Annotated in this window: 16 protein-coding genes; 6 read left to right on the top strand and 10 right to left on the bottom strand. The window is 67.1% G+C overall.

Annotation, left to right across the window (positions count from 1 at the left end):
- Positions 1 to 97 precede the first annotated feature (97 nt).
- Positions 98 to 1462, top strand: a complete 1365-nt coding sequence (locus FSV73_RS09480) for an MFS transporter (RefSeq protein ID WP_145007099.1) — start codon at positions 98 to 100, stop codon at positions 1460 to 1462.
- Here the strand turns inward: FSV73_RS09480 and FSV73_RS09475 are convergent.
- Together FSV73_RS09475 and FSV73_RS09470 are read right to left on the bottom strand one after the other, a co-directional pair.
- Positions 1459 to 2745 (bottom strand): MFS transporter, encoded by a 1287-nt coding sequence (locus FSV73_RS09475; protein WP_260856052.1) that lies wholly within the window; start codon positions 2743 to 2745, stop codon positions 1459 to 1461. The two genes, FSV73_RS09480 and FSV73_RS09475, sit on opposite strands and share 4 nt — an antisense overlap.
- Before the next feature lie 220 nt (positions 2746 to 2965).
- Positions 2966 to 3850 carry a LysR family transcriptional regulator gene (locus FSV73_RS09470; protein ID WP_145007095.1) on the bottom strand — a complete coding sequence of 295 codons (885 nt, stop codon included), beginning with the start codon at positions 3848 to 3850 and terminating at the stop codon, positions 2966 to 2968.
- Between the two features lie 84 nt (positions 3851 to 3934).
- Between FSV73_RS09470 and FSV73_RS09465 the strand changes: the two genes are divergently transcribed.
- The 4 genes from FSV73_RS09465 (at position 3935) to FSV73_RS09450 (ending at position 7313) form a co-directional block, all read left to right on the top strand.
- Positions 3935 to 4267 carry a DMT family transporter gene (locus FSV73_RS09465; RefSeq protein WP_145007093.1) on the top strand — a complete coding sequence of 111 codons (333 nt, stop codon included), beginning with the start codon at positions 3935 to 3937 and terminating at the stop codon, positions 4265 to 4267.
- Between the two features lie 62 nt (positions 4268 to 4329).
- Complete coding sequence (locus FSV73_RS09460) at positions 4330 to 5505, top strand: NAD(P)/FAD-dependent oxidoreductase (RefSeq protein WP_145007091.1); 1176 nt, start codon at positions 4330 to 4332, stop codon at positions 5503 to 5505.
- Positions 5502 to 6317, top strand: coding sequence for an aldo/keto reductase (locus FSV73_RS09455; protein WP_145007089.1), 816 nt, complete (start codon positions 5502 to 5504; stop codon positions 6315 to 6317). Before FSV73_RS09460 ends, FSV73_RS09455 begins: the two co-directional genes overlap by 4 nt.
- A 99-nt stretch (positions 6318 to 6416) precedes the next feature.
- Positions 6417 to 7313, top strand: coding sequence for a metal ABC transporter ATPase (locus tag FSV73_RS09450; RefSeq protein ID WP_145007087.1), 897 nt, complete (start codon positions 6417 to 6419; stop codon positions 7311 to 7313).
- Here FSV73_RS09450 and FSV73_RS09445 read toward each other — a convergent pair.
- The gene (locus tag FSV73_RS09445) at positions 7310 to 8053 is read right to left on the bottom strand and encodes a TIGR00266 family protein (RefSeq protein WP_145007085.1); all 744 of its coding nucleotides are present in this window, start codon (positions 8051 to 8053) and stop codon (positions 7310 to 7312) included. The two genes, FSV73_RS09450 and FSV73_RS09445, sit on opposite strands and share 4 nt — an antisense overlap.
- A gap of 204 nt (positions 8054 to 8257) precedes the next feature.
- Between FSV73_RS09445 and FSV73_RS09440 the strand changes: the two genes are divergently transcribed.
- A complete protein-coding gene (locus FSV73_RS09440; RefSeq protein WP_145007083.1) occupies positions 8258 to 10615 on the top strand; it encodes an FdhF/YdeP family oxidoreductase in 2358 nt (785 codons plus the stop codon).
- A 663-nt stretch (positions 10616 to 11278) separates the two neighbouring features.
- Here the strand turns inward: FSV73_RS09440 and FSV73_RS09435 are convergent.
- From FSV73_RS09435 to FSV73_RS09405, 7 genes are all read right to left on the bottom strand, one after another.
- Positions 11279 to 11458, bottom strand: a complete 180-nt coding sequence (locus FSV73_RS09435) for a hypothetical protein (RefSeq protein WP_145007081.1) — start codon at positions 11456 to 11458, stop codon at positions 11279 to 11281.
- Between the two features lie 347 nt (positions 11459 to 11805).
- The gene (locus FSV73_RS09430) at positions 11806 to 12126 is read right to left on the bottom strand and encodes a chaperone modulator CbpM (RefSeq protein WP_058792771.1); all 321 of its coding nucleotides are present in this window, start codon (positions 12124 to 12126) and stop codon (positions 11806 to 11808) included.
- Complete coding sequence (cbpA, locus tag FSV73_RS09425; protein ID WP_145007080.1) at positions 12123 to 13070, bottom strand: curved DNA-binding protein; 948 nt, start codon at positions 13068 to 13070, stop codon at positions 12123 to 12125. The genes FSV73_RS09430 and cbpA overlap by 4 nt, the downstream gene beginning before the upstream one ends.
- A 65-nt stretch (positions 13071 to 13135) precedes the next feature.
- On the bottom strand, positions 13136 to 14143 hold the full coding sequence (locus FSV73_RS09420; RefSeq protein WP_145007078.1) for a transporter: 1008 nt from the start codon (positions 14141 to 14143) through the stop codon (positions 13136 to 13138).
- Positions 14144 to 14259: 116 nt separating this feature from the next.
- Positions 14260 to 15762: a lysine--tRNA ligase gene (lysS, locus tag FSV73_RS09415; protein WP_145007076.1), complete on the bottom strand. Its 1503-nt coding sequence runs from the start codon at positions 15760 to 15762 to the stop codon at positions 14260 to 14262.
- A 115-nt stretch (positions 15763 to 15877) separates the two neighbouring features.
- A protein-coding gene (gene prfB, locus FSV73_RS09410; RefSeq protein ID WP_145007074.1) for a peptide chain release factor 2 occupies positions 15878 to 16973 on the bottom strand; the annotation gives its coding sequence in 2 pieces (ribosomal slippage) (positions 15878 to 16900 and positions 16902 to 16973; 1095 coding nt in all).
- Positions 16974 to 17073: 100 nt separating this feature from the next.
- Positions 17074 to 18696 (bottom strand): MFS transporter, encoded by a 1623-nt coding sequence (locus tag FSV73_RS09405; RefSeq protein ID WP_145007072.1) that lies wholly within the window; start codon positions 18694 to 18696, stop codon positions 17074 to 17076.
- Positions 18697 to 18758 lie beyond the last annotated feature (62 nt).

The raw sequence follows: 18758 nt of genomic DNA, 5'->3' as shown, positions 1-18758 counted from the left end.
GAGTGGCCTGGCGATTCAGACGGCCACCCTGCATCCCCGGCCGCCTTCGACCTCTTCAATAACAACAACGGGCCCCAAGGCCCCGAAGGTCATTCCCATGTTCGAGACCACCGCTCCCCAGGGCGCCGCTGGCGACGCCTTCGAAGAACGCACCTACCGCAAGGTGGTACTGCGCATCCTGCCGATCCTGCTGCTGTGCTACATCGCCGCCTACCTGGACCGGGTCAACGTTGGCTTCGCCAAGCTGGACATGCTGGGCGATCTCGGCTTCAGCAACACCGTCTACGCCCTGGGCGCCAGCATGTTCTTCTGGGGCTACTTCCTCTTCGAGGTCCCCAGCAACCTGTTGCTGCACCGCTACGGCGCGCGCTTCTGGATCGCCCGCATCATGCTCAGCTGGGCAATCATCTCCATGGCGGTGGCCTTCACCCAGCCGCTGGCGCAATTCTTCGGCCTGCAGTCGAGCACCCTGTTCTATGTGCTGCGCTTCCTGCTGGGCGTCTGCGAGGCGGGCTTCTTTCCCGGGGTGATCCTCTATCTCAACTACTGGTTCCCGACTCGGCGGCAGAGCCGGGTGATGTCGGGCTTCCTGATCGCCCTGCCCTTCAGCCTGAGCTTCGGTGGCGTGCTCTCCGGCTGGCTGATGAGCAGCCTGCACAACTGGCACGGCCTGGCCGGCTGGCAGTGGATGCTGCTGGTGGAAGGGGTACCCTCGATCATCATGGCGGTGGTGGTGTTCTGCTGCCTGAGCGACAACATCGACAAGGCGCCCTGGCTGGACACCCGGGAAAAGGCCCTGCTCAAGCGCAACCTGGAGCAGCAGAACACCGGCAAGGCCTCACGGCTCAGCGAGATCTTCTTCAATCCGCGGGTCTGGCTGCTGGTGCTCATCCTGCTGACCTTCAACACCGGCTTCTATGGCCTGGCCTTCTGGATGCCCTCGATCATCAAGAACGCCGGCGTCAGCGGCAGCCTGCAGATCGGCCTGCTCACGGCGATTCCCTACAGCGTCGCCCTGGTGGTCATGCTGCTCAACGCCCGCCACTCGGCGCGGACCGGTGAACAACGGTTGCACGCCGCGGTACCGGCCTTCGTCGGCGCCCTGGGCCTGGTGCTGAGCGCCTGGTTCATCCACAACATCGTGCTGTCGATCTTCTTCCTCACCGTGGCCGCCTCGGGGCTGCTGGCGCTGATGCCGATCTTCTGGTCGCTGCCCGGTACCCTGCTCTCCGGCGTCGCCGCCGCGGCGGGCATCGGCATGATCAATGCCATCGGCAACCTCTCCGGCTTCACCGGCTCCATGATCACCGCGACCATGGAGACCCTCACCGGCGACATCAACAACGGCACCTATGTGCTCGGCGCCTGCCTGTTCGTCAGCGGCCTGCTGATCCTGGCGATCCCGGCCTCGATGCTGCACCGCACGCCGACCGCCGTGCCGCTGGATCTCAAACCCGCCTAGCCCGCCTCGGGCACGGCCGAGCGCCCGGCACCCGCGGCGCTCGAGCGCCCGATCCCCAGGGCCATCAGCGCCGCCAGGATGCCGGTCAATCCGGCCAACACCAGGGCCTCCTGATAGGAGCCGAAGTGCTCGCGCAGGGCACCGGCGAGGAAGGCCGCGCAGGCGGCGCCGAGCATGTGGCCGCAGAACACCCAGCCGAATACCACCGGCGCGGTCTTCTCTCCGAAGGTCTGGTTGGTCAGCTTGACCGTGGGCGGCACGGTGGCGATCCAGTCCAGGCCATAGAAGATGCCGAACAGCAGCAATTGCTCGGGGGCGAAGCCGGAGAACGGCAGGTAGATCAGCGAGAGGCCGCGCAGGCTGTAGTAGACGAACAGCAGCCGGCGCGGATCGTATCTATCGGTCAGCCAACCGGAAGCGGTGGTGCCCACCAGGTCGAAGACGCCCATCAGCGCGAGGATGCCGGCGGCCTGCACCTGGGACAGCCCGTGGTCGTGGCCCATGGCGATGAAGTGGGTGCCGATCAGGCCGTTGGTGGTGAAGCCGCAGACGAAGAAGGTCAGGAACAGCAGCCAGAAGTCGCGCCGGCGACTGGCCATGGCCAGGGTACCGAGGGTCACGCGAAACAGATTGCCGGGGGCGGTGGCGGCCGGCGCCTGGAAATCCGCCGGGGCGCCAAAGGGCCGTAGGCCGATGTCCGCCGGACGCTCCGGCAGCAGCCAGGCCACCAGCGGAATCAGCGCGGCGCTGGCCACAGCCACGGTCAGCACCACCGTCTGCCAGCCTTCATGACTGGCGAGATGGGCCAGCAGTGGCAGGAACACCAGGTTGCCGGTGGCGGTACTGGCCGCCAGCAGGCCCATCATCAGGCCGCGCCGGGCGACGAACCAGCGATTGACGATGGCCGCGCCCAGCACCATGGCCACGCAGCCGGTGCCCAGGCCACTGAGCAGGCCCCAGGTGGCCACCAGGTGCCAGGGCTCGCGCATCAGGGTACTCAGGGCAGTGGCCAGGCTGATCAAGGTCAGGCCACCGAGCAGGGTACGGCGGATGCCCAGGGTCTGCATCAGGGCGGCAGCGAAGGGCCCCACCAGGCCATAGAGGAAGATGCCCACGGCGGCGGCGAAGGAGACCGTCTCACGACTCCAGCCGAAGGTGTCCTGCAAGGGCAGCAGTAGCACGCCAGGGGTGGACCTCACCCCGGCGGAAACCAGCAGGGCGAGAAAGATCAGCGCCAGGACGACGAAGACGTAGCGCTGGCCAAAAGCGGGGGTTTGGGTCATGGCGATCATCCCAGATCAGGAAGGAATGACCCGAGTATCGCAGCGCGCGCCGCCTGGCGCTGGTCAAGCTGCCCCACGGATCTGGCCAGAATGGGCTTTCGTTGGAAGGGACGGTAGGCGAGTGCCGGGGTCCGTTTTGTTGGGCTTCGCTGCGCTCAACCCAACCTACGTAGAGCACCTGTGGGTTGGCGCTGAGCACAGCGAAGCCCAACACGGCGATTCAACCGATCGCCCGCAATTCCTCCGCCAGCCGCAGCGCCAACCAACGCGCCGCCGGACCCGGGGCGGCGTTGCGGCGCCAGGCCAATTCCACCACGAGAGCGGGCGGGACCCAGTCGCAGTCCAGTTCGGCGAGCAATCCCTGGTAGGAGGGATAGCGCGCCACGTGGCGCGGCAGCCAGCCCCAACCGAGTCCGCGCATCAGCAGTTCGGCGAGCAGGTAGAAGCTGTCGGCGCGCCAGACCTTGGGGGCGATCTGTTCGCCGCCGGGGTAGGAATTCTCCAGCGGTGCGATGAGCAACTGGCGATGGCGGGCCAGCTCGCGGCGTCCTACACCGCGTTGGCCGGCCAGGGGATGGCTGGCGCTGCAGGCGGTGACCTGGGCGACGTCGCCCAGCGCCTGGCGCTCCAAGGCCTGGGGCATGCGCTCGTGGCGAAACAGCAGGCCGAGGTCGGCCTGGTCGGTCAGCAGCTTGCGCGCCACGTCGCCCTGGGCGCCGCTGGTGAGCTGGACTTCCAGGTGCGGAAAGGCCGTGGCCAGGGCATCCAGGGCGTCGAGCACCGGTTGATAGGGCATGGCCTCGTCCAGGGCCAGGCGCAGCAGCGGCTCCTGACCGGCGCACAGGGCTTGGGCCCGGCTATCCAGCCGCTGGCACTGGCGCAAGACTTCCCGCGCCTCTTCCAGCAAGGCCAGGCCGGCGGCGGTGATGACCGGCGTACGGCCATTGCTGCGCGCGAACAAGGCGACGCCCAGATCGGTCTCCAACAGGGCGATGGCCGAACTGACCGCCGACTGGGCTCGTCCCAGCCGACGCGCCATGGCGGAAAAACTCGCGCCTTCGGCGACCCCGACGAAGATCTCCAGTTGCTCCAGATTCCACTGCATCACCCATCTCCTTAGCTGATAGGTATCAACTTTCACCCATCACAGAACAAGGCACAATGGCGTCATTCGAAAGGAGAACCCACCATGAGCGGATACGTCTACCTGGCCATCGCCATCGCCGCCGAAGTCGTCGCCACCACCTCCATGAAGGCCATCGACGGCTTCAGCAAGCCGCTGCCGCTGCTGCTGGTGATTACTGGCTACAGCCTGGCCTTCTGGATGCTGACCCTGGTGGTGCGCAGCATCCCGGTGGGCATCGCCTACGCCATCTGGGCTGGCCTGGGCATCGTGCTGGTCAGCATCGCCGCGGCCGTGCTCTACGACCAGAAGCTGGACCTGCCGGCCCTGCTGGGCATGGGCCTGATCGTCGCCGGGGTGGTGGTGATCCAGCTGTTTTCCGGCAGCACCGGGCATTGAGACCAGCGGTGGCGAGGAGCGTGTAAAATCGCCCCTTTGCGGATTACCCGAGCAGGCCGTTCATGTCCCAACCCTGGTCCACCGATATCCTCATCGTCGGCGGCGGCGTCGCCGGCCTCTGGCTCAACGCCCGCCTCCGGCGCGCCGGCTACGCCACCGTGCTGGTGGAGACCGGCGCCCTGGGCGGCGGCCAGAGCGGCAAGTCCCAGGGCATCATCCATGGCGGTACCAAGTACGCCCTGACCGGGATGCTCACCGGCGCCTCCGAGGCCATCGCCGACATGCCGCGGCGCTGGCGCGAGAGCCTGGCCGGCACGGGCGAGCTGGACCTTTCCGGCGTACGCCTGCTCTCCGAAGCCCATTACCTCTGGTCGCCCGGCAGCCTGGCCGGCAACCTCACCAGCTTCTTCGCCAGCAAGGCGGTGCGCGGCCGGGTGGATACGGTCAAGGGCGACGAACTGCCCCCGGCCCTGCGCGACCGCGCCTTCAAGGGCAAGGTCTATCGCCTGGCCGAACTGGTGCTGGACGTGCCCAGCCTGGTCGCGCGCCTGGCCGAGCTGGCCGGCGACAGCCTGCTGGCCGGACGTGATCTCCAGCCCCTGCGCGAAGCCGGCGAACTGACCGGCCTGGTGGTGGACGGCCAGCCGATCCGCGCCCGGCGCCTCGTGCTCACCGCCGGCGCCGGCATGGCCGATCTGCTCCAGGCCCTGGGTCTCGAACAACCGGCCATGCAGCGCCGCCCGCTGCACATGGTGGTGGTCAAGGGCCCCATGCTCAAACCCCTCTATGCCCACTGCCTGGGCGGCGGCCCCAAGCCGCGGGTGACCATCACCAGCCACCCCACCGCCGATGGCCAGTGGCTGTGGTACCTGGGTGGCGACCTGGCCGAAGCCGAGGGCGTGGCGCGTGAACCCCAGGCGCAGATCGCCGCGGCGCGGGAAGAACTGCAGCGCCTGCTGCCCTGGATCGATTTCGCCGGCGCCCAGTGGGCGACCCTGCGGGTGGATCGCGCCGAGCCGGCGCAATCCGGGCTGGTGCGGCCGGACAATGCCTTCCTCGCCGAGGAAGGCCGCCTGCTGGTGGGCTGGCCGACCAAGCTGGCCCTGTCGCCGGACCTGGCCGACCGCGTCCTGGCCAACCTCGACCGCGACGGCATCGCCCCCGGGCAGCACCCCGCCCTGCCCGCCCATCCGCAACCACCGGTGGCGGCGCCCTTCTGGGAGGAACTGCTGCCATGAGCCTGCGCACCCTGCACGGTCTGCATCGTCCGCTGGGCGGCACCGGCCTCGAGATTTCTCCGCTGGGCCTGGGCACGGTCAAATTCGGCCGCGACCAGGGTGTGAAGTACCCCAATGGCTTCACCATCCCCGACGACCGCGCCGCCGCCGATCTACTCTGTCTGGCCCGCGAGCTGGGTATCAACCTGCTGGACACCGCCCCGGCCTATGGCCGCAGCGAGGAACGCCTGGGTCCGCTGTTGCGTGGCCAGCGCCAGCACTGGGTGATCGCCAGCAAGGTTGGCGAGGAATTCACCGATGGCCGGTCCAGTTTCGACTTCAGCCCGGCCCATACCCGCCGCTCGGTGGAACGCAGCCTGCAGCGCCTGGAAACCGACTGGCTGGACCTGGTGCTGGTGCATTCCGATGGCAACGACCTGGCCATTCTCGAAGGCAGCGGCTGCTACGAGACCCTGGCCGACCTCAAGCGCGAAGGCCTGATCCGCGCCTTCGGCTTTTCCGGCAAGACCGTGGCCGGTGGCCTCAAGGCCCTGGAGACCGGCGATTGCGCCATGGTCACCTTCAACCTCAACGAAGACGCCGAGGTCCCGGTGATCCAGGCCGCCGCCGCCCTGGGCAAGGGCATCCTGATCAAGAAGGCCCTGGCCAGCGGTCATGCCATGCTGGGCGCCGGCCAGGACCCGGTGCGCGCCAGCTTCGCCCGGGTGTTCGGCGAGCGGGGGGTGAGCGGCGCGATAGTCGGCACTATCGATCCCCTGCACCTGTCACATAATGTCCGTACGCTGGCCGACGTGATCACCGCTCGGCCCTGATCCAGAGCGTTTCGCTGAACCCTCGCCTTCGTCCGCTGGACGCCCTGCCCGGTCGCCCGGGACGGCGCGTCCGCGGCATACAACAAACAGGAGTCGGCCATGCCCCAGCTCATCGCCCGCCACAATCCCAAGGCGTTCAAGACCCTGCCCCTGCTGGTCGAGGCCTCTGCGGAAGGCCTTACCTACCAGGCCCTCGGCCAGCCGCTGAATTTCGGCGAAATGCTGGAGCGGCGCAAACCCATCGAACTCGCCGATGCCCAGCATTTCAGTGTCAAGCTGGCCAACCTGGGCGTCTCCGTGCGCCTGACGCTGAACTGGCAGGGCCAGGACCACTGGCTACTGGTGCGCCAGCGCCGGCCCGATCGCGGCGACGTGGTGCTCAAGCTGATTTCCGGCTACATCCCCGCCCATGAGCTGGCGCTGCCGCTGCTCACCGCCGTGCAGGAAGTGGCCGAGGAGTGCCTGATCGAGACGCCGCGCGGCTGGCTGGGTGGACGCTTCGCCGATACCTGGCTGCCGACGCCCTATGCGCCGGCGCTCCCCTATCGCGAGGACGTGGCCTTTCGCCTGACACCGCGCTCGGGGGCGGCGCGGCCGGTACGCTGCGGCAGCCTGGCGCTGCTGGAGCGTCCGCGGGCCTATGTGCACACCCCCACCGCCTCGCTGCAGCTGGTCTACGACCTGCTCCTGGAATTGCCCAAGGAATGCAAGGCGCCGAGCCTGTTCCACGTCGACGAGAAGATCGAGGACGGCCAGTTGCTGGCGCGGCTGGACCGGCAGCGTCCCGACCTCTATCTGGTCGGCCTCAACGACGGCAAGCCGACCGGCGAACTCTATACCCTCGCCGGCGGACAACGGCTGCCGGTCTCGACCCGTGGCCTCTGGCTGTCGGAAAGCTTCGCCCGCCAGGACGGCTGGCTGGTCCATGACAGTCGGGTACGCTGGCGCGACTGGCTCGAGCGCATGGCGCCGCAGAGCGCCCTGCAGCGGGCCTAGTCGCCACCCGCGCGGCGTTCGCCGACGCCACCGCCGGCCGCGGCCTGGACCCGGCCGGCCAGTCGGGAAAAGGGCAAGGTCTGGATCCATACGGTGCCGTGACCGCTCAGGGTCGCCAGCACCAGGCCCTCGCCGCCGAACAGCATGCTGCGTAGGCCGCCGGCCAGCTTAATGTTGTAGTCGATGCCACTGGTGAAGCCCACCAGGCAGCCAGTATCCAGGCGCAGCGTCTCGCCCCTGAGTTCCTTGCGGATCACCGTGCCCCCGGCATGCACGAAGGCCATGCCATCACCTTCCAGCCGCTGCAGGATGAAGCCTTCGCCGCCGAAGAAACCGGCGCCCAGACGACGGGTGAAGGCCACGCCGATGCGAGTGCCCTTGGCCGCGCAGAGAAAGGAATCGCGCTGGCAGAACAGGGTGCCGCCCAGGGCGGCGAGGTCCAGGGGCACCACCTGCCCGGGATAGGGGGCGGCGAAGGCGACGTGGCGCTTCTCGCGCCCTGCGTTGGTGAAATGGGTCATGAACAGCGACTCGCCGCCGAGCATCCGCTTGCCAGCGCCCCAGAGTTTGCCGAGCAAGCCGGCGGACCCATCGCCCATGCGCGCGGTGAAGTCGATGTCGGCTTCCATGTAGGTCATGGCGCCGGCCTCGGCGATCACCGTCTCGCCGGGATCGAGGCCGATCTCCACCGCCTGCAGGGATTCGCCAAGGATGCGATGGTCGAGGATATGACTGGCCATGAAGGATTCCTGTGCAGCGCGGGAAAGCCTCCAGCCTAGCAGTCGCCGAGCGCTTTGGCGTGCCCTGGAGCGCCCGAACGAAGCGGCTTGCCGGCCCCTCGCGCTCGTCGGCGCGGCAAGCCAGACGGTGGAACAGGCAACCGCTTCACGGGTTCACCTCTAGGTATCCGCCGGTTTTCGTCCGGCCCCGCTCCAGAGGTGAACATGACCAAGCACGCTGCCCAACCCTCCGCTCAACCCCTGCACGGCACCCAGGAAAAAGGCACCGCCGGCGGCTGGGGCGCGCTCAATGCCGTGACCCAGCACCTGAGTCGGCAGAAGGTGCTGATGCGCGGCAACAAGGCGCTGCTGACCATGAACAAGCCGGGCGGCTTCGACTGCCCGAGTTGCGCCTGGCCCGATCCCAAGTTGCCCCACACCTTTGAATACTGCGAGAACGGCGCCAAGGCGGTGGCCTGGGAAGCCACGCGCAAGCGCACCACCCCGGAATTCTTCGCCGCCCATACCCTCACCGAACTGCGCACCTGGACCGACCACGACCTGGAAGACCAGGGCCGGCTCACCCACCCGATGCGCTACGACGCTGCCAGCGACACCTATCGCCCGGTGAGCTGGGCCGACGCCTTCGCCGAGATCGGCGCCGAGCTGCGCGCCCTGGACGATCCTTGGAAGCTGGAGCTCTACACCTCGGGGCGCTCGTCCAACGAGTCGGCCTTTCTCTACCAGCTGTTCGGCCGCCTCTACGGCATGAACAACTTCCCCGACTGCTCCAACATGTGCCACGAGACCACCACCACGGCCATGCCGGAAAGCATCGGCGTGGGCAAGGGCACCCTGGACCTGGACGACTTCGCCCAGGCCGATGCGATCTTCATCATCGGCCAGAATCCCGGGACCAACAGTCCGCGGATGATGAGCGAATTGCACGACGCCGTGCATCGCGGCGTGCCCATCGTCACCTTCAATCCCTTGCGGGAAAAGGCCCTGGTGCGCTTCGCCTCGCCCCAGGCGGTGCGTGACATGGCGCTGCCCGGTGGCGGCGTGACCATCAGCTCCCAGTATCACCAGGTGCGCACCGGCGGCGACCTGGCGGCCATGCAGGGGCTGTGCAAGCTCGTCATCGAGGCCGACGACGAAGCCCGTCGCACGGGTGCTCCACGCATCCTCGACGTGGAGTTCATCGAGGGCCATTGCGCCGGCTTCGAGGACTTCGCCGAGCACTGCCGGGGGCTGTCCTGGGAGCGCCTGGAGCGCTATTCAGGCCTGACCCGGGCCGCCATGGAAGAGGCGGCGCAGGTCTACATGAAGGCCGAGCGGGTGATCGCCTGCTGGGGCATGGGCGTGACCCAGCATCGGCGCGGCGGCGATGTGCTGCAGCAGATCATCAATCTGCTGCTGCTGCGCGGCAATGTCGGCAAGCCGGGGGCTGGGCCCTGCCCCATCCGCGGCCATTCCAACGTCCAGGGCGACCGCACGGTGGGCATCTACCAGAAGCCCAAGGAGCCCTTCCTCGCCCGGCTGGACCAGGCGTTCGACTTCCAGGCGCCGCGGCAGGGTGGCCATGACGTGGTGGAGTGCTGCGAGGCGCTGCTGCGTGACGAGCCCCAGGCCTTCATCGGCCTGGGTGGCAACTTCTTCCGCGCCATTCCCGACATCGACCGGGTGGCGCCCCATGTCGCCAACCTGCGGCTGACGGTGCAGATCGCCACCAAGCTCAACTGGAGCCACACCCTGCACGGTCGCAGCACCTTCCTGCTGCCCTGCCTGGGGCGTACCGAGCGTGACGTCCAGGCGACCGGCGTGCAGACCATCACCGTGGAGGACTCCATGTCCATGGTGCACGGCTCCACCGGCAGCCTGGAACCGGCTTCGCCGGAGCTGCTCTCGGAGATCGCCATCGTCGCCGGCATCGCCAAGGCCACCCTCGGCGAGCGCTATCCCCATATCGACTGGGACGCCCTGGTCGGCAACTACGCCCTGATCCGTGACAAGATCGAAGCGGTGCTGCCCGAGCAATTCGCCGACTACAACGCGCGCATCGAGCAACCCGGCGGCTTCCGCCTGCCCAACGCCGCCCGCGAGCGGCAGTGGGACACGCCCAATGGCAAGGCCAACTTCCTCTTCCCCGGCGACGTACTGGACGAGGACGACAGCCCGCCGGACGCCGAACACCTGCAGCTGATGACGATCCGCAGCCACGACCAATTCAACACCACCATCTACTCCAACCGGGATCGCTACCGCGACATCGACGAGCGCATGGTGGCCATGCTCAGTCCCGAGGACATGCGTCGTCACGCCGTGCAGGAGGGGGACTTCATCGACTTCGTCGGCGATGCCCTGGACGGTTATCCGCGGCGGGCCGGGCCCTTCAAGGTCATCGCCTTCGACGTACCCGCTGGCTGCTGCGCCGCCTATTATCCCGAGACCAACAGCCTGGCGCCCCTGGCCAACCACGACACCCGCAGCCATACCCCGGCGTCGAAGTCCCTGCCGGTACGGATCGAGCGACTCAGTCAGGAACAGGCGATGGGGCGACGGGGATTGATAGCGGCGGGGTGATCCCGCAGCCCCGTAGCGTGGAAAACGGCGCAGCCTTTTCCACTGCCCTGCGAGTAGGCGAGGCGCGTGGAAGACACTGCGCGGTTTGCCACCCTACGACATCGCGGCCATGGGCCGTTCCTACAGGGCTCCTCCGCAGTTGTAGGAGCGGTCGCATCGGCGCACCGCCATGGCCGCGATGGAATCCATACCCTTACCGGCGCTACCTGGCTTCCCTCACCCCAGCCCTCTCCCAGAGGGAGAGGGGGTGATTCGGTGCGGACGGAAGCTCCGTAGGTTGGGTTGAGCGCAGCGAAGCCCAACACATCGCAGCCCCGTAGCGTGGCAAACGGCGTAGCCTTTTCCATTGCCCTGCGAGTAGATGAAGCGCGTGGAAAACGCTGTGCGGTTTGCCACCCTACAACATCGCGGCCATGGGCCGCTCCTACGGGCTCATCCGCAGTTGTAGGAGCGGTCCCATCGGCGCACCGCCATGGCCGCGGTGGACTCCATACCCTTACCGGCGCTACCTGGCTTCCCTCACCCCAGCCCTCTCCCAGAGGGAGAGGGCGTGATTCGGTGCGGAAGGAAGCTCCATAGGTTGGGTTAAGCGCAGCGAAGCCCAACATGGCCAGGCTCGACCGTGGCTGTTGGGCTTTGACGGTAGAGCTGTCTCAACCCAGCCTACGAATCGGCTTCCACGTCGCGCAGCTCGCCGGCACAGCGCGCCAGGCGCTGGTTCTCGCGGCGCAGCTCTTCCACCTCATCCAGCAGGTGCAGCCCCGTAGCGTGGAAAACGGCGCAGCCTTTTCCACTGCCTTGCGAGGCGGTGAAGCGCGTGGAGAACGCTGCGCGGTTTTCCACCCTACGACATCGCGGCCATGGGCCGCTCCTGCAGGGCTCATCCGCAGTTTTAGGAACGGTTGCATCAGCGCATTGCCATGGCCGTGATGGAATCCATACCCTTACGGCGCTACCTGGCTTCCCTCACCCCAGCCCTCTCCCAGAGGGAGAGGGGGTGATTCGGTGCGGACGGAAGCTCCGTAGGTTGGGTTGAGCGCAGCGAAGCCCAACACGGTCAGGCTCGACCCTGGCCGTTGGGCTTCGACGATGGAGCTATCTCAACCCAACCTACGAATCGCCTCTCACGTCGCGCAGCCAGGCTCATCCATGGCCGTTGGGCTTCGACGGTGGAGCGGTCTCAACCCAACCTACGAATCGGCTCCCACGTCGCGCAGCTCGCCGGCAAAGCGCGCCAATCTCTGGCGCAGCCGCTGGTTCTCGCGGCGCAGTTCTTCCACCTCATCGAGCAGGTGCAGGGCCAGGGCGGTGGCGGCCCAGTCCAGTTCCAGTTCGCGTCTCAGGCGCACGGCGCGGCGGGCGCGGTGCAGGGCGCCGGTGTCGAAGTGCCATTCGGCCGGGCGCTTGCCGCGTTGCGGCGCCAGGATGCCGTGCTCGACGATCTCCACCACCACGGGCTCGCTTACCTCGCAGAGCACGCAGAATTCCTGCAGGACGATCAGACTGCTCATCGGACTTTCCTCCAGTCTTGGCGGGGATCGAAGGCCGCCCGCTCGGCCAGTTGGCGCCACAGCGCCTGGGTCGCTTCATCGCCCTTGGGCGGCATGACCACCTTGAGCAGCGCATGCAGATCGCCCTGCCCGTTTTTACCGGCCAGGCCTTTGCCGCGTACTCGCAGCCGCGCGCCGCTCTGGCTGCCGGCCGGAATGCTGAGCATGATCTGACCGTCCAGGGTCGGCACCTGCACCTTGGCGCCCAGGGCCGCTTCCCAGGGCGCGAGTGGCACATTGACCACCAGGTCCTGGCCATCCACGTCGAACAGGGGATGGGGCACCAGGCGGATGACCAGGTAGAGATCCCCCGCCTCCGCCCCACCAATCCCCGGCTCACCCTGGCCTTTCAGGCGGATGCGCTCGCCATCGGTGCTGCCGGCGGGAATCTTGACGTTGAGGGTCTTGGTGGTCTCGCCGACGCGCCGACCGAGTTCGTCACGCTGCGGCAGCGTAAAGCTCAACGGCTTGGTGCTCCCGGCCTGGCTCTCTTCGAGGAACAGCGGCAACTCCAGCTCGACATCGCGGCCGCGCCGGGCGAAGCCGCCCTGGTGCGAGCGCCCGGCGGCGCCGAACAGGGATTCGAAGAAATCCGAATAATCGTCGCCAAAACCGGCATGGGGCTCGCTGTAGTCGGCGCCCGAGCCCGGCTGCCAGTCCGGCGGCACCTGGAAGCGCTCGCCCTGTTGCTGGTAGAGCCGCACCTGGTCGTATTCGGCGCGCTTGTGCGGATCGCGCAGGACGTCATAGGCCTCGGCCACTTCCTTGAAGCGCTCCTCGGCCTCGGCCTCCTTGCTCACGTCGGGATGGTATTTGCGCGCCAGCTTGCGATAGGCGGTCTTGAGAGTCTTGTCGTCGACGTCGGGGGCGACGCCGAGCACCTCGTAGTAGTCCTTGAAGTCCATCGCGGTCTCCAGTGGGGGGCTGTCCTAGAGACCGCGACGCACGCCTGGGGGTTGCACGCAGCCGGTCAGTCGCCGCGCTTGCGGAAGGCCCAACTGCCGGCCAGCACCGTGAAGGTGGCCACCAGCGCCACCAGGATCCAGAAGCCATGGGGCGAGCTGGCCAATGGAATGCCGCCGACGTTCATGCCGAAAAAGCCGGCGATGATGTTGATCGGCAGGGCCAGCACCGTGACCAGGGTCAGGGTGAACAGGGTGCGATTGGTCTGCTCGGCGGAGGCGGCGGCGATCTCTTCCTGCAGCAGCTTGAGCCGCTCCACCAGGGCGGAAAGGTCGTCCAGCACCCGGTCGAATTCCTCGGTGGCCTCGCGCAGGGTCTGGATGTCGTCGCGGCGCAGCCAGGCCGGGGGGCGGTTGAGCAGCCGCAGCAGCGAACCCGGCTCCAGCGCCAGCAACCGCTGCAGCCGCACCAGGGCGCGCCTCAGGCTGCCCAACTCGGCGCGGCTGGCGGCCAGCCGCTGGGACAGCAGCCGATCCTCGATGGCGTCCACCTTGACCGTGGTGTCACGGATGATGCCGGTGAGCACATCGGCCTGGTCGCGCAAGAGGTGCACCAGCAGTTCCAGGGTCGAGCCGAAGCCCTCGCCACGGCGTACCGCATGGCGCAGGCGATCCACCGAGCGCAGCGGCTGGGCGCGGGCGGTCACCAGCAGGCCCGGGCGGGCGCAGGCCCAGAGGGTGGCGACGTCCACCGAGACCTGGCCGTAGGCGAGGGTCACGTCGTTCACCACCCCGAGCAGGGTGTCGTCGGCCGGTTCCAGGCGGGTCGAATGGGAGCCGGCGTGCAGCGACTCGAAGAATTCCTCGGGCAGCCCCAGGTGCTCGCGCATCCAGCGCTCGGCGGCGGCGTGGGCCAGGTTGAAATGCAGCCAGCGAAAGCCGCCCTCCTCCGCGTCCCAGGGGTCTTCCGGCGCCATGGTCAGGGCCAGGCCCGGCTGGCCGGAGGTGAAGTGATAGGCGTAGAGCAGCCCCAGCCGTTCGGCGGCCGGATGCAGGGGGATCAGCGTGTTGGTCATGGCTACCTGCGGGAGGAACGCGACATCAGGGCTCTGTTAGCAGATCCGGATGAACCTTTGATGACAGAGCCCCGGTCGGCAGAAGCCGGAGCGACGCCCCGGACGGGGCGCCGCGCTTATTGCGGACGCATGTGCGGGAAGAGGATGACGTCGCGGATCGACGGCGAGTTGGTCAGCAGCATCACCAGGCGGTCGATGCCGATGCCTTCGCCGGCGGTGGGCGGCATGCCGTATTCCAGGGCGTTGATGAAGTCGGCGTCGTAGTGCATCGCCTCGTCGTCACCGGCGTCCTTTTCCTGGACCTGCAGCATGAAGCGCTCGGCCTGGTCTTCGGCGTCGTTGAGCTCGGAGTAGGCGTTGGCGATCTCGCGGCCGCCGATGAACAGCTCGAAGCGGTCGGTGACGTTGGGATTCTGGTCGTTGCGGCGCGCCAGCGGCGAGACCTCGAAGGGATACTCGGTGATGAAGTGCGGCTGCTCCAGCTTGCTCTCCACCAGCTCCTCGAAAATCATCACCTGCAGCTTGCCCAGGCCTTCGTGACCGAGCACCTTGGCGCCGGCCTTCTTGGCGATGGCGCGGGCCTTCTCGACGTCCTGCAGGTCTTCCGCGGTGATGTCCGGGTTGTACTTGAGGATGGAGTCGTACACCGACAGCCGCACGAAGGGCTCGCCGAAGTGGAAGACCTTGTCGCCATAGGGCACGTCGGTGCTGCCGAGCACGGCCTGGGCCAGCTCGCGGAACAGCTCCTCGGTGAGGTCCATGTTGTCTTCGTAGTCGGCGTAGGCCTGGTAGAACTCGAGCATGGTGAACTCGGGGTTGTGCCGGGTCGAGACGCCTTCGTTACGGAAGTTGCGGTTGATCTCGAAGACCTTCTCGAAGCCACCCACTACCAGGCGCTTGAGGTACAGCTCCGGCGCGATGCGCAGGAACATGGCCATGTCCAGGGCGTTGTGGTGGGTCTCGAAGGGCTTGGCCGCCGCGCCGCCGGGAATGGTCTGCAGCATGGGGGTTTCCACTTCGAGGAAACCGCGCTCCATGAGGAAGCGGCGGATGTGGGCGATGACCTGGGAGCGCACGCGGAAGGTCTGGCGCACCTCTTCGTTGACGATCAGGTCGACGTAGCGCTGGCGATAGCGCAGCTCGGTGTCGGTCAGGCCGTGGTGCTTGTCGGGCAGCGGACGCAGCGACTTGGTCAGCAGGCGCACGTCGCTCATGTTGACGTAGAGATCGCCCTTGCCAGAGCGGGCCAGGGTACCCTCGGTGGCGATGATGTCGCCCAGGTCCCAGGTCTTGACCGCTTCCAGCGTCTCGGCCGGCAGGGTCTTGCGGTCGACGTAGACCTGGATGCGCCCGCTGGTGTCCTGCAGCACCATGAAGGCGCCGCGGTTGAGCATGATGCGGCCGGCCACCTTGACCTTGATGCCCGCGGCTTCCAGCTCTTCCTTGGTCTTGTCGGCGTACTGCTTCTGCAGCTCACCGGCCAGGCTGTCGCGACGGAAGTCGTTGGGGAAGGGAATGGCCTGCTGGTCACGCAGCGCGGAGAGCTTTTCCTTGCGCTGGGCGATCAGCTTGTTGTCTTCCTGTTCCTGGGCTTGGGGGTCTAGGGGTTGTTCGCTCATGTCTGCTGTTTACCTGGGGAGTGCTGGTTGTAGGAGCGGTCCATGACCGCGATCCTGGCGGGGAATCGCGGCCATGGCGGTGCGCCGATGCGACCGCTCCTACGGGGAAAGTGGATTAGATGCCCTGCTTGAGGCTGGCTTCGAGGTATTCGTCCAGATCGCCGTCGAGCACCTTGTCGCAGTCGCTGCGTTCCACGCCGGTGCGCAGGTCCTTGATCCGCGAGGCGTCGAGGACGTAGGAGCGGATCTGGTGGCCCCAGCCGATATCGGACTTGGAGTCTTCCAGCGCCTGGGAGGCGGCGTTGCGCTTCTGCATCTCGAGCTCGTACAACTTGGCCCGCAGCATCTTCATGGCGGTGTCCCGGTTGGCGTGCTGGGAACGCTCGTTCTGGCAGGCCACCACGGTGTTGGTGGGCACGTGGGTGATCCGCACCGCGGAGTCGGTGGTGTTCACGTGCTGACCGCCGGCACCGGAGGAGCGGTAGGTGTCGACGCGCAGGTCGGACGGATTGATCTCGATGTCGATGTTGTCATCGATCTCGGGCGAGACGAACACCGCGGTGAAGGAGGTGTGGCGCCGGTTGCCCGAGTCGAAGGGACTCTTGCGCACCAGGCGGTGCACGCCGATCTCGGTGCGCAGCCAGCCGAAGGCGTATTCGCCCTTGATGTGCACCGTGGCGCCCTTGATGCCGGCGACCTCGCCTTCGGACAGCTCGACGATCTCGGCGCTGAAGCCATGCTGGTCGGCCCAGCGCAGGTACATGCGCAGGAGCATGTTGGCCCAGTCCTGGGCCTCGGTGCCGCCGGAGCCGGCCTGGATGTCCAGGTAGCAGTTGTTGGGGTCCATCTCGCCGCTGAACATGCGGCGGAATTCCAGCTTCTCGAGGATGCCGCGCAGGCGCTCCACCTCGGCCGCCACGTCATCGACCGCGCCCTGGTCTTCCTCGTCGGCGGCCATTTCCAGCAAGTCGCTGGCATCGGCCAGGCCACCGCTCAGCTCGTCCAGGGTACCGACCACCTGGGCCAGCTGGGAGCGTTCGCGACCGAGGTTCTGGGCGTACTCCGGCTTGTTCCAGACATTGGGGTCTTCGAGCTCACGCTCGACTTCGACCAGCCGATCCTTTTTCAGATCGTAGTCAAAGATACCCCCGAATGGTCTGGGTACGGCTGGAGAGGTCCTTGATGCTGGTGACGATCGGGTTGATTTCCATGGGGGAAACACTCGCGAGAAAAGCTGTGGAAAAGCTCGCGAGTATAACCCAATCGGCGGCGAAACTCAGAGTGCGACAGGGATTCGCCGCCCGTGGGGCCTCAATCGGCGTCGAGGTCGCGGTGGCGGGTTTCCGGCAGGCACAGCAGCCCCACCACCAGGCTGATGCCGGTCACCAGCACCGGATACCAGAGCCCATAGAAGATGTCGCCGGTATAGACCACCAGGGCGAAGGACACCGTGGGCAGGAAGCCGCCGAACCAGCCGTTGCCGATGTGGTAGGGCAACGACATGGAGGTGTAGCGGATGCGGGTGGGGAACAGCTCCACCATCAGCGCCGCCAGGGGGCCGTAGCAGAGGGTGGCGATGAGGATCAGGGCGAAGATCACCGCCACCACCATCGGCTTGTTGACCTGGGCGGCGTCGGCCTTGGCCGGATAGCCGGAGGCCTGCACCGCGGCGCGCAGGGCCGGTTCGTCGTAGCCGACGATGAGCCGGTCACCGACGCTGACCTGCACCGCATCGCCGGGCGCCGCGGCCACGCTGCGATAGGGTAGCCCGCTCTTGGCCAGCAGCGTCTTGACCCGGTCGCAGGGGCTGTCGAAACGCGCCTTGCCCACCGGATCGAACTGGAAGGTGCAGGTGGCCGGATCGGCGGTCACCACGATGGGCGCCTGTTGGCTGGCCTGGTAGATCTGCGGATTGGCGTAGTGGGTCAAGGCCTTGAACAGCGGGAAGTAGAGCAGCGTGGCCAGCAGCAGGCCGAGCATCAGGATCGGCTTGCGGCCAACCTTGTCCGACAGCCAGCCGGCGATGACGAAGAAGGGCGCGCCGAGGATGACGCTGACGATCAGCAGGTTGTTGGCCAGCAGCGGATCCAGCTTGAGGGTCTGGGTGAGGAAAAACATCACATAGAACTGCGCGAGGTAAAAGGTCACCGCCTGGCCGCCATTGATGCTGAACAGGGCGATCAGCACCACCTTGAGGTTGCTCCAGTTCGTGAAGGAATCGCGGATCGGCGCCTTGCTCTGCTTGCCCTCGGCCTTCATGCGCAGGAAGGCCGGCGATTCATGCATCGACATGCGGATCCAGGTGGAGATGGCCAGGAGGAAGATCGACAGCAGGAACGGCAGGCGCCAGCCCCAGACCTCGAACTGGTCACCGGTCAGATGGCGGCAGACCAGGATCACCACCAGCGACAGCAACAGGCCCAGGGTCGCGGTGGATTGCAACCAGCTGGTGTGGGCGCCGCGCTTGCCGGGCGGTGCATGCTCGGCGATGTAGGTGGCGGCGCCGCCGTATTCACCGCCCAGGGCCAGCCCCTGCAGCAGGCGCAGCACCACCAGGATGATGGGCGCGGCCACGCCGATGCTGGCGTAGGTGGGCAGCAGCCCGACGCCGAAGGTGGCGATGCCCATGAGGATGATGGTGGCGAGGAAGGTATACTTGCGCCCGACCATGTCGCCCAGCCGGCCGAATACCAGGGCGCCGAAGGGCCGCACCACGAAGCCGGCGGCGAAGGCCAGCAGGGCGAAGATGAAGGCGGTGGTGTCGTTGACCCCCGCGAAGAACTGCTTGCTGATCACCGCCGCCAGGGCGCCGTAGAGAAAGAAGTCATACCACTCGAAGACGGTCCCCAGGGACGAGGCGAAGATCACCTTGCGCTCTTCGCGGCGGCGGGTGGCCACGCTGGGTTGCACCCGGGGTTGGGCATAGTCTGACATCGCACGTTCTCCTGGCCCGGGATCACCGGGCGCCAATTGTTGTTATGGGCGACTGCTACTAC

The organism is Pseudomonas oryzihabitans (assembly GCF_007665395.1).
In the GTDB taxonomy this organism is placed as follows: domain Bacteria; phylum Pseudomonadota; class Gammaproteobacteria; order Pseudomonadales; family Pseudomonadaceae; genus Chryseomonas; species Chryseomonas psychrotolerans_C.
Note: the sequence above shows the minus strand (reverse complement) of the source record. Positions and strands in the feature narration are given on the sequence as shown.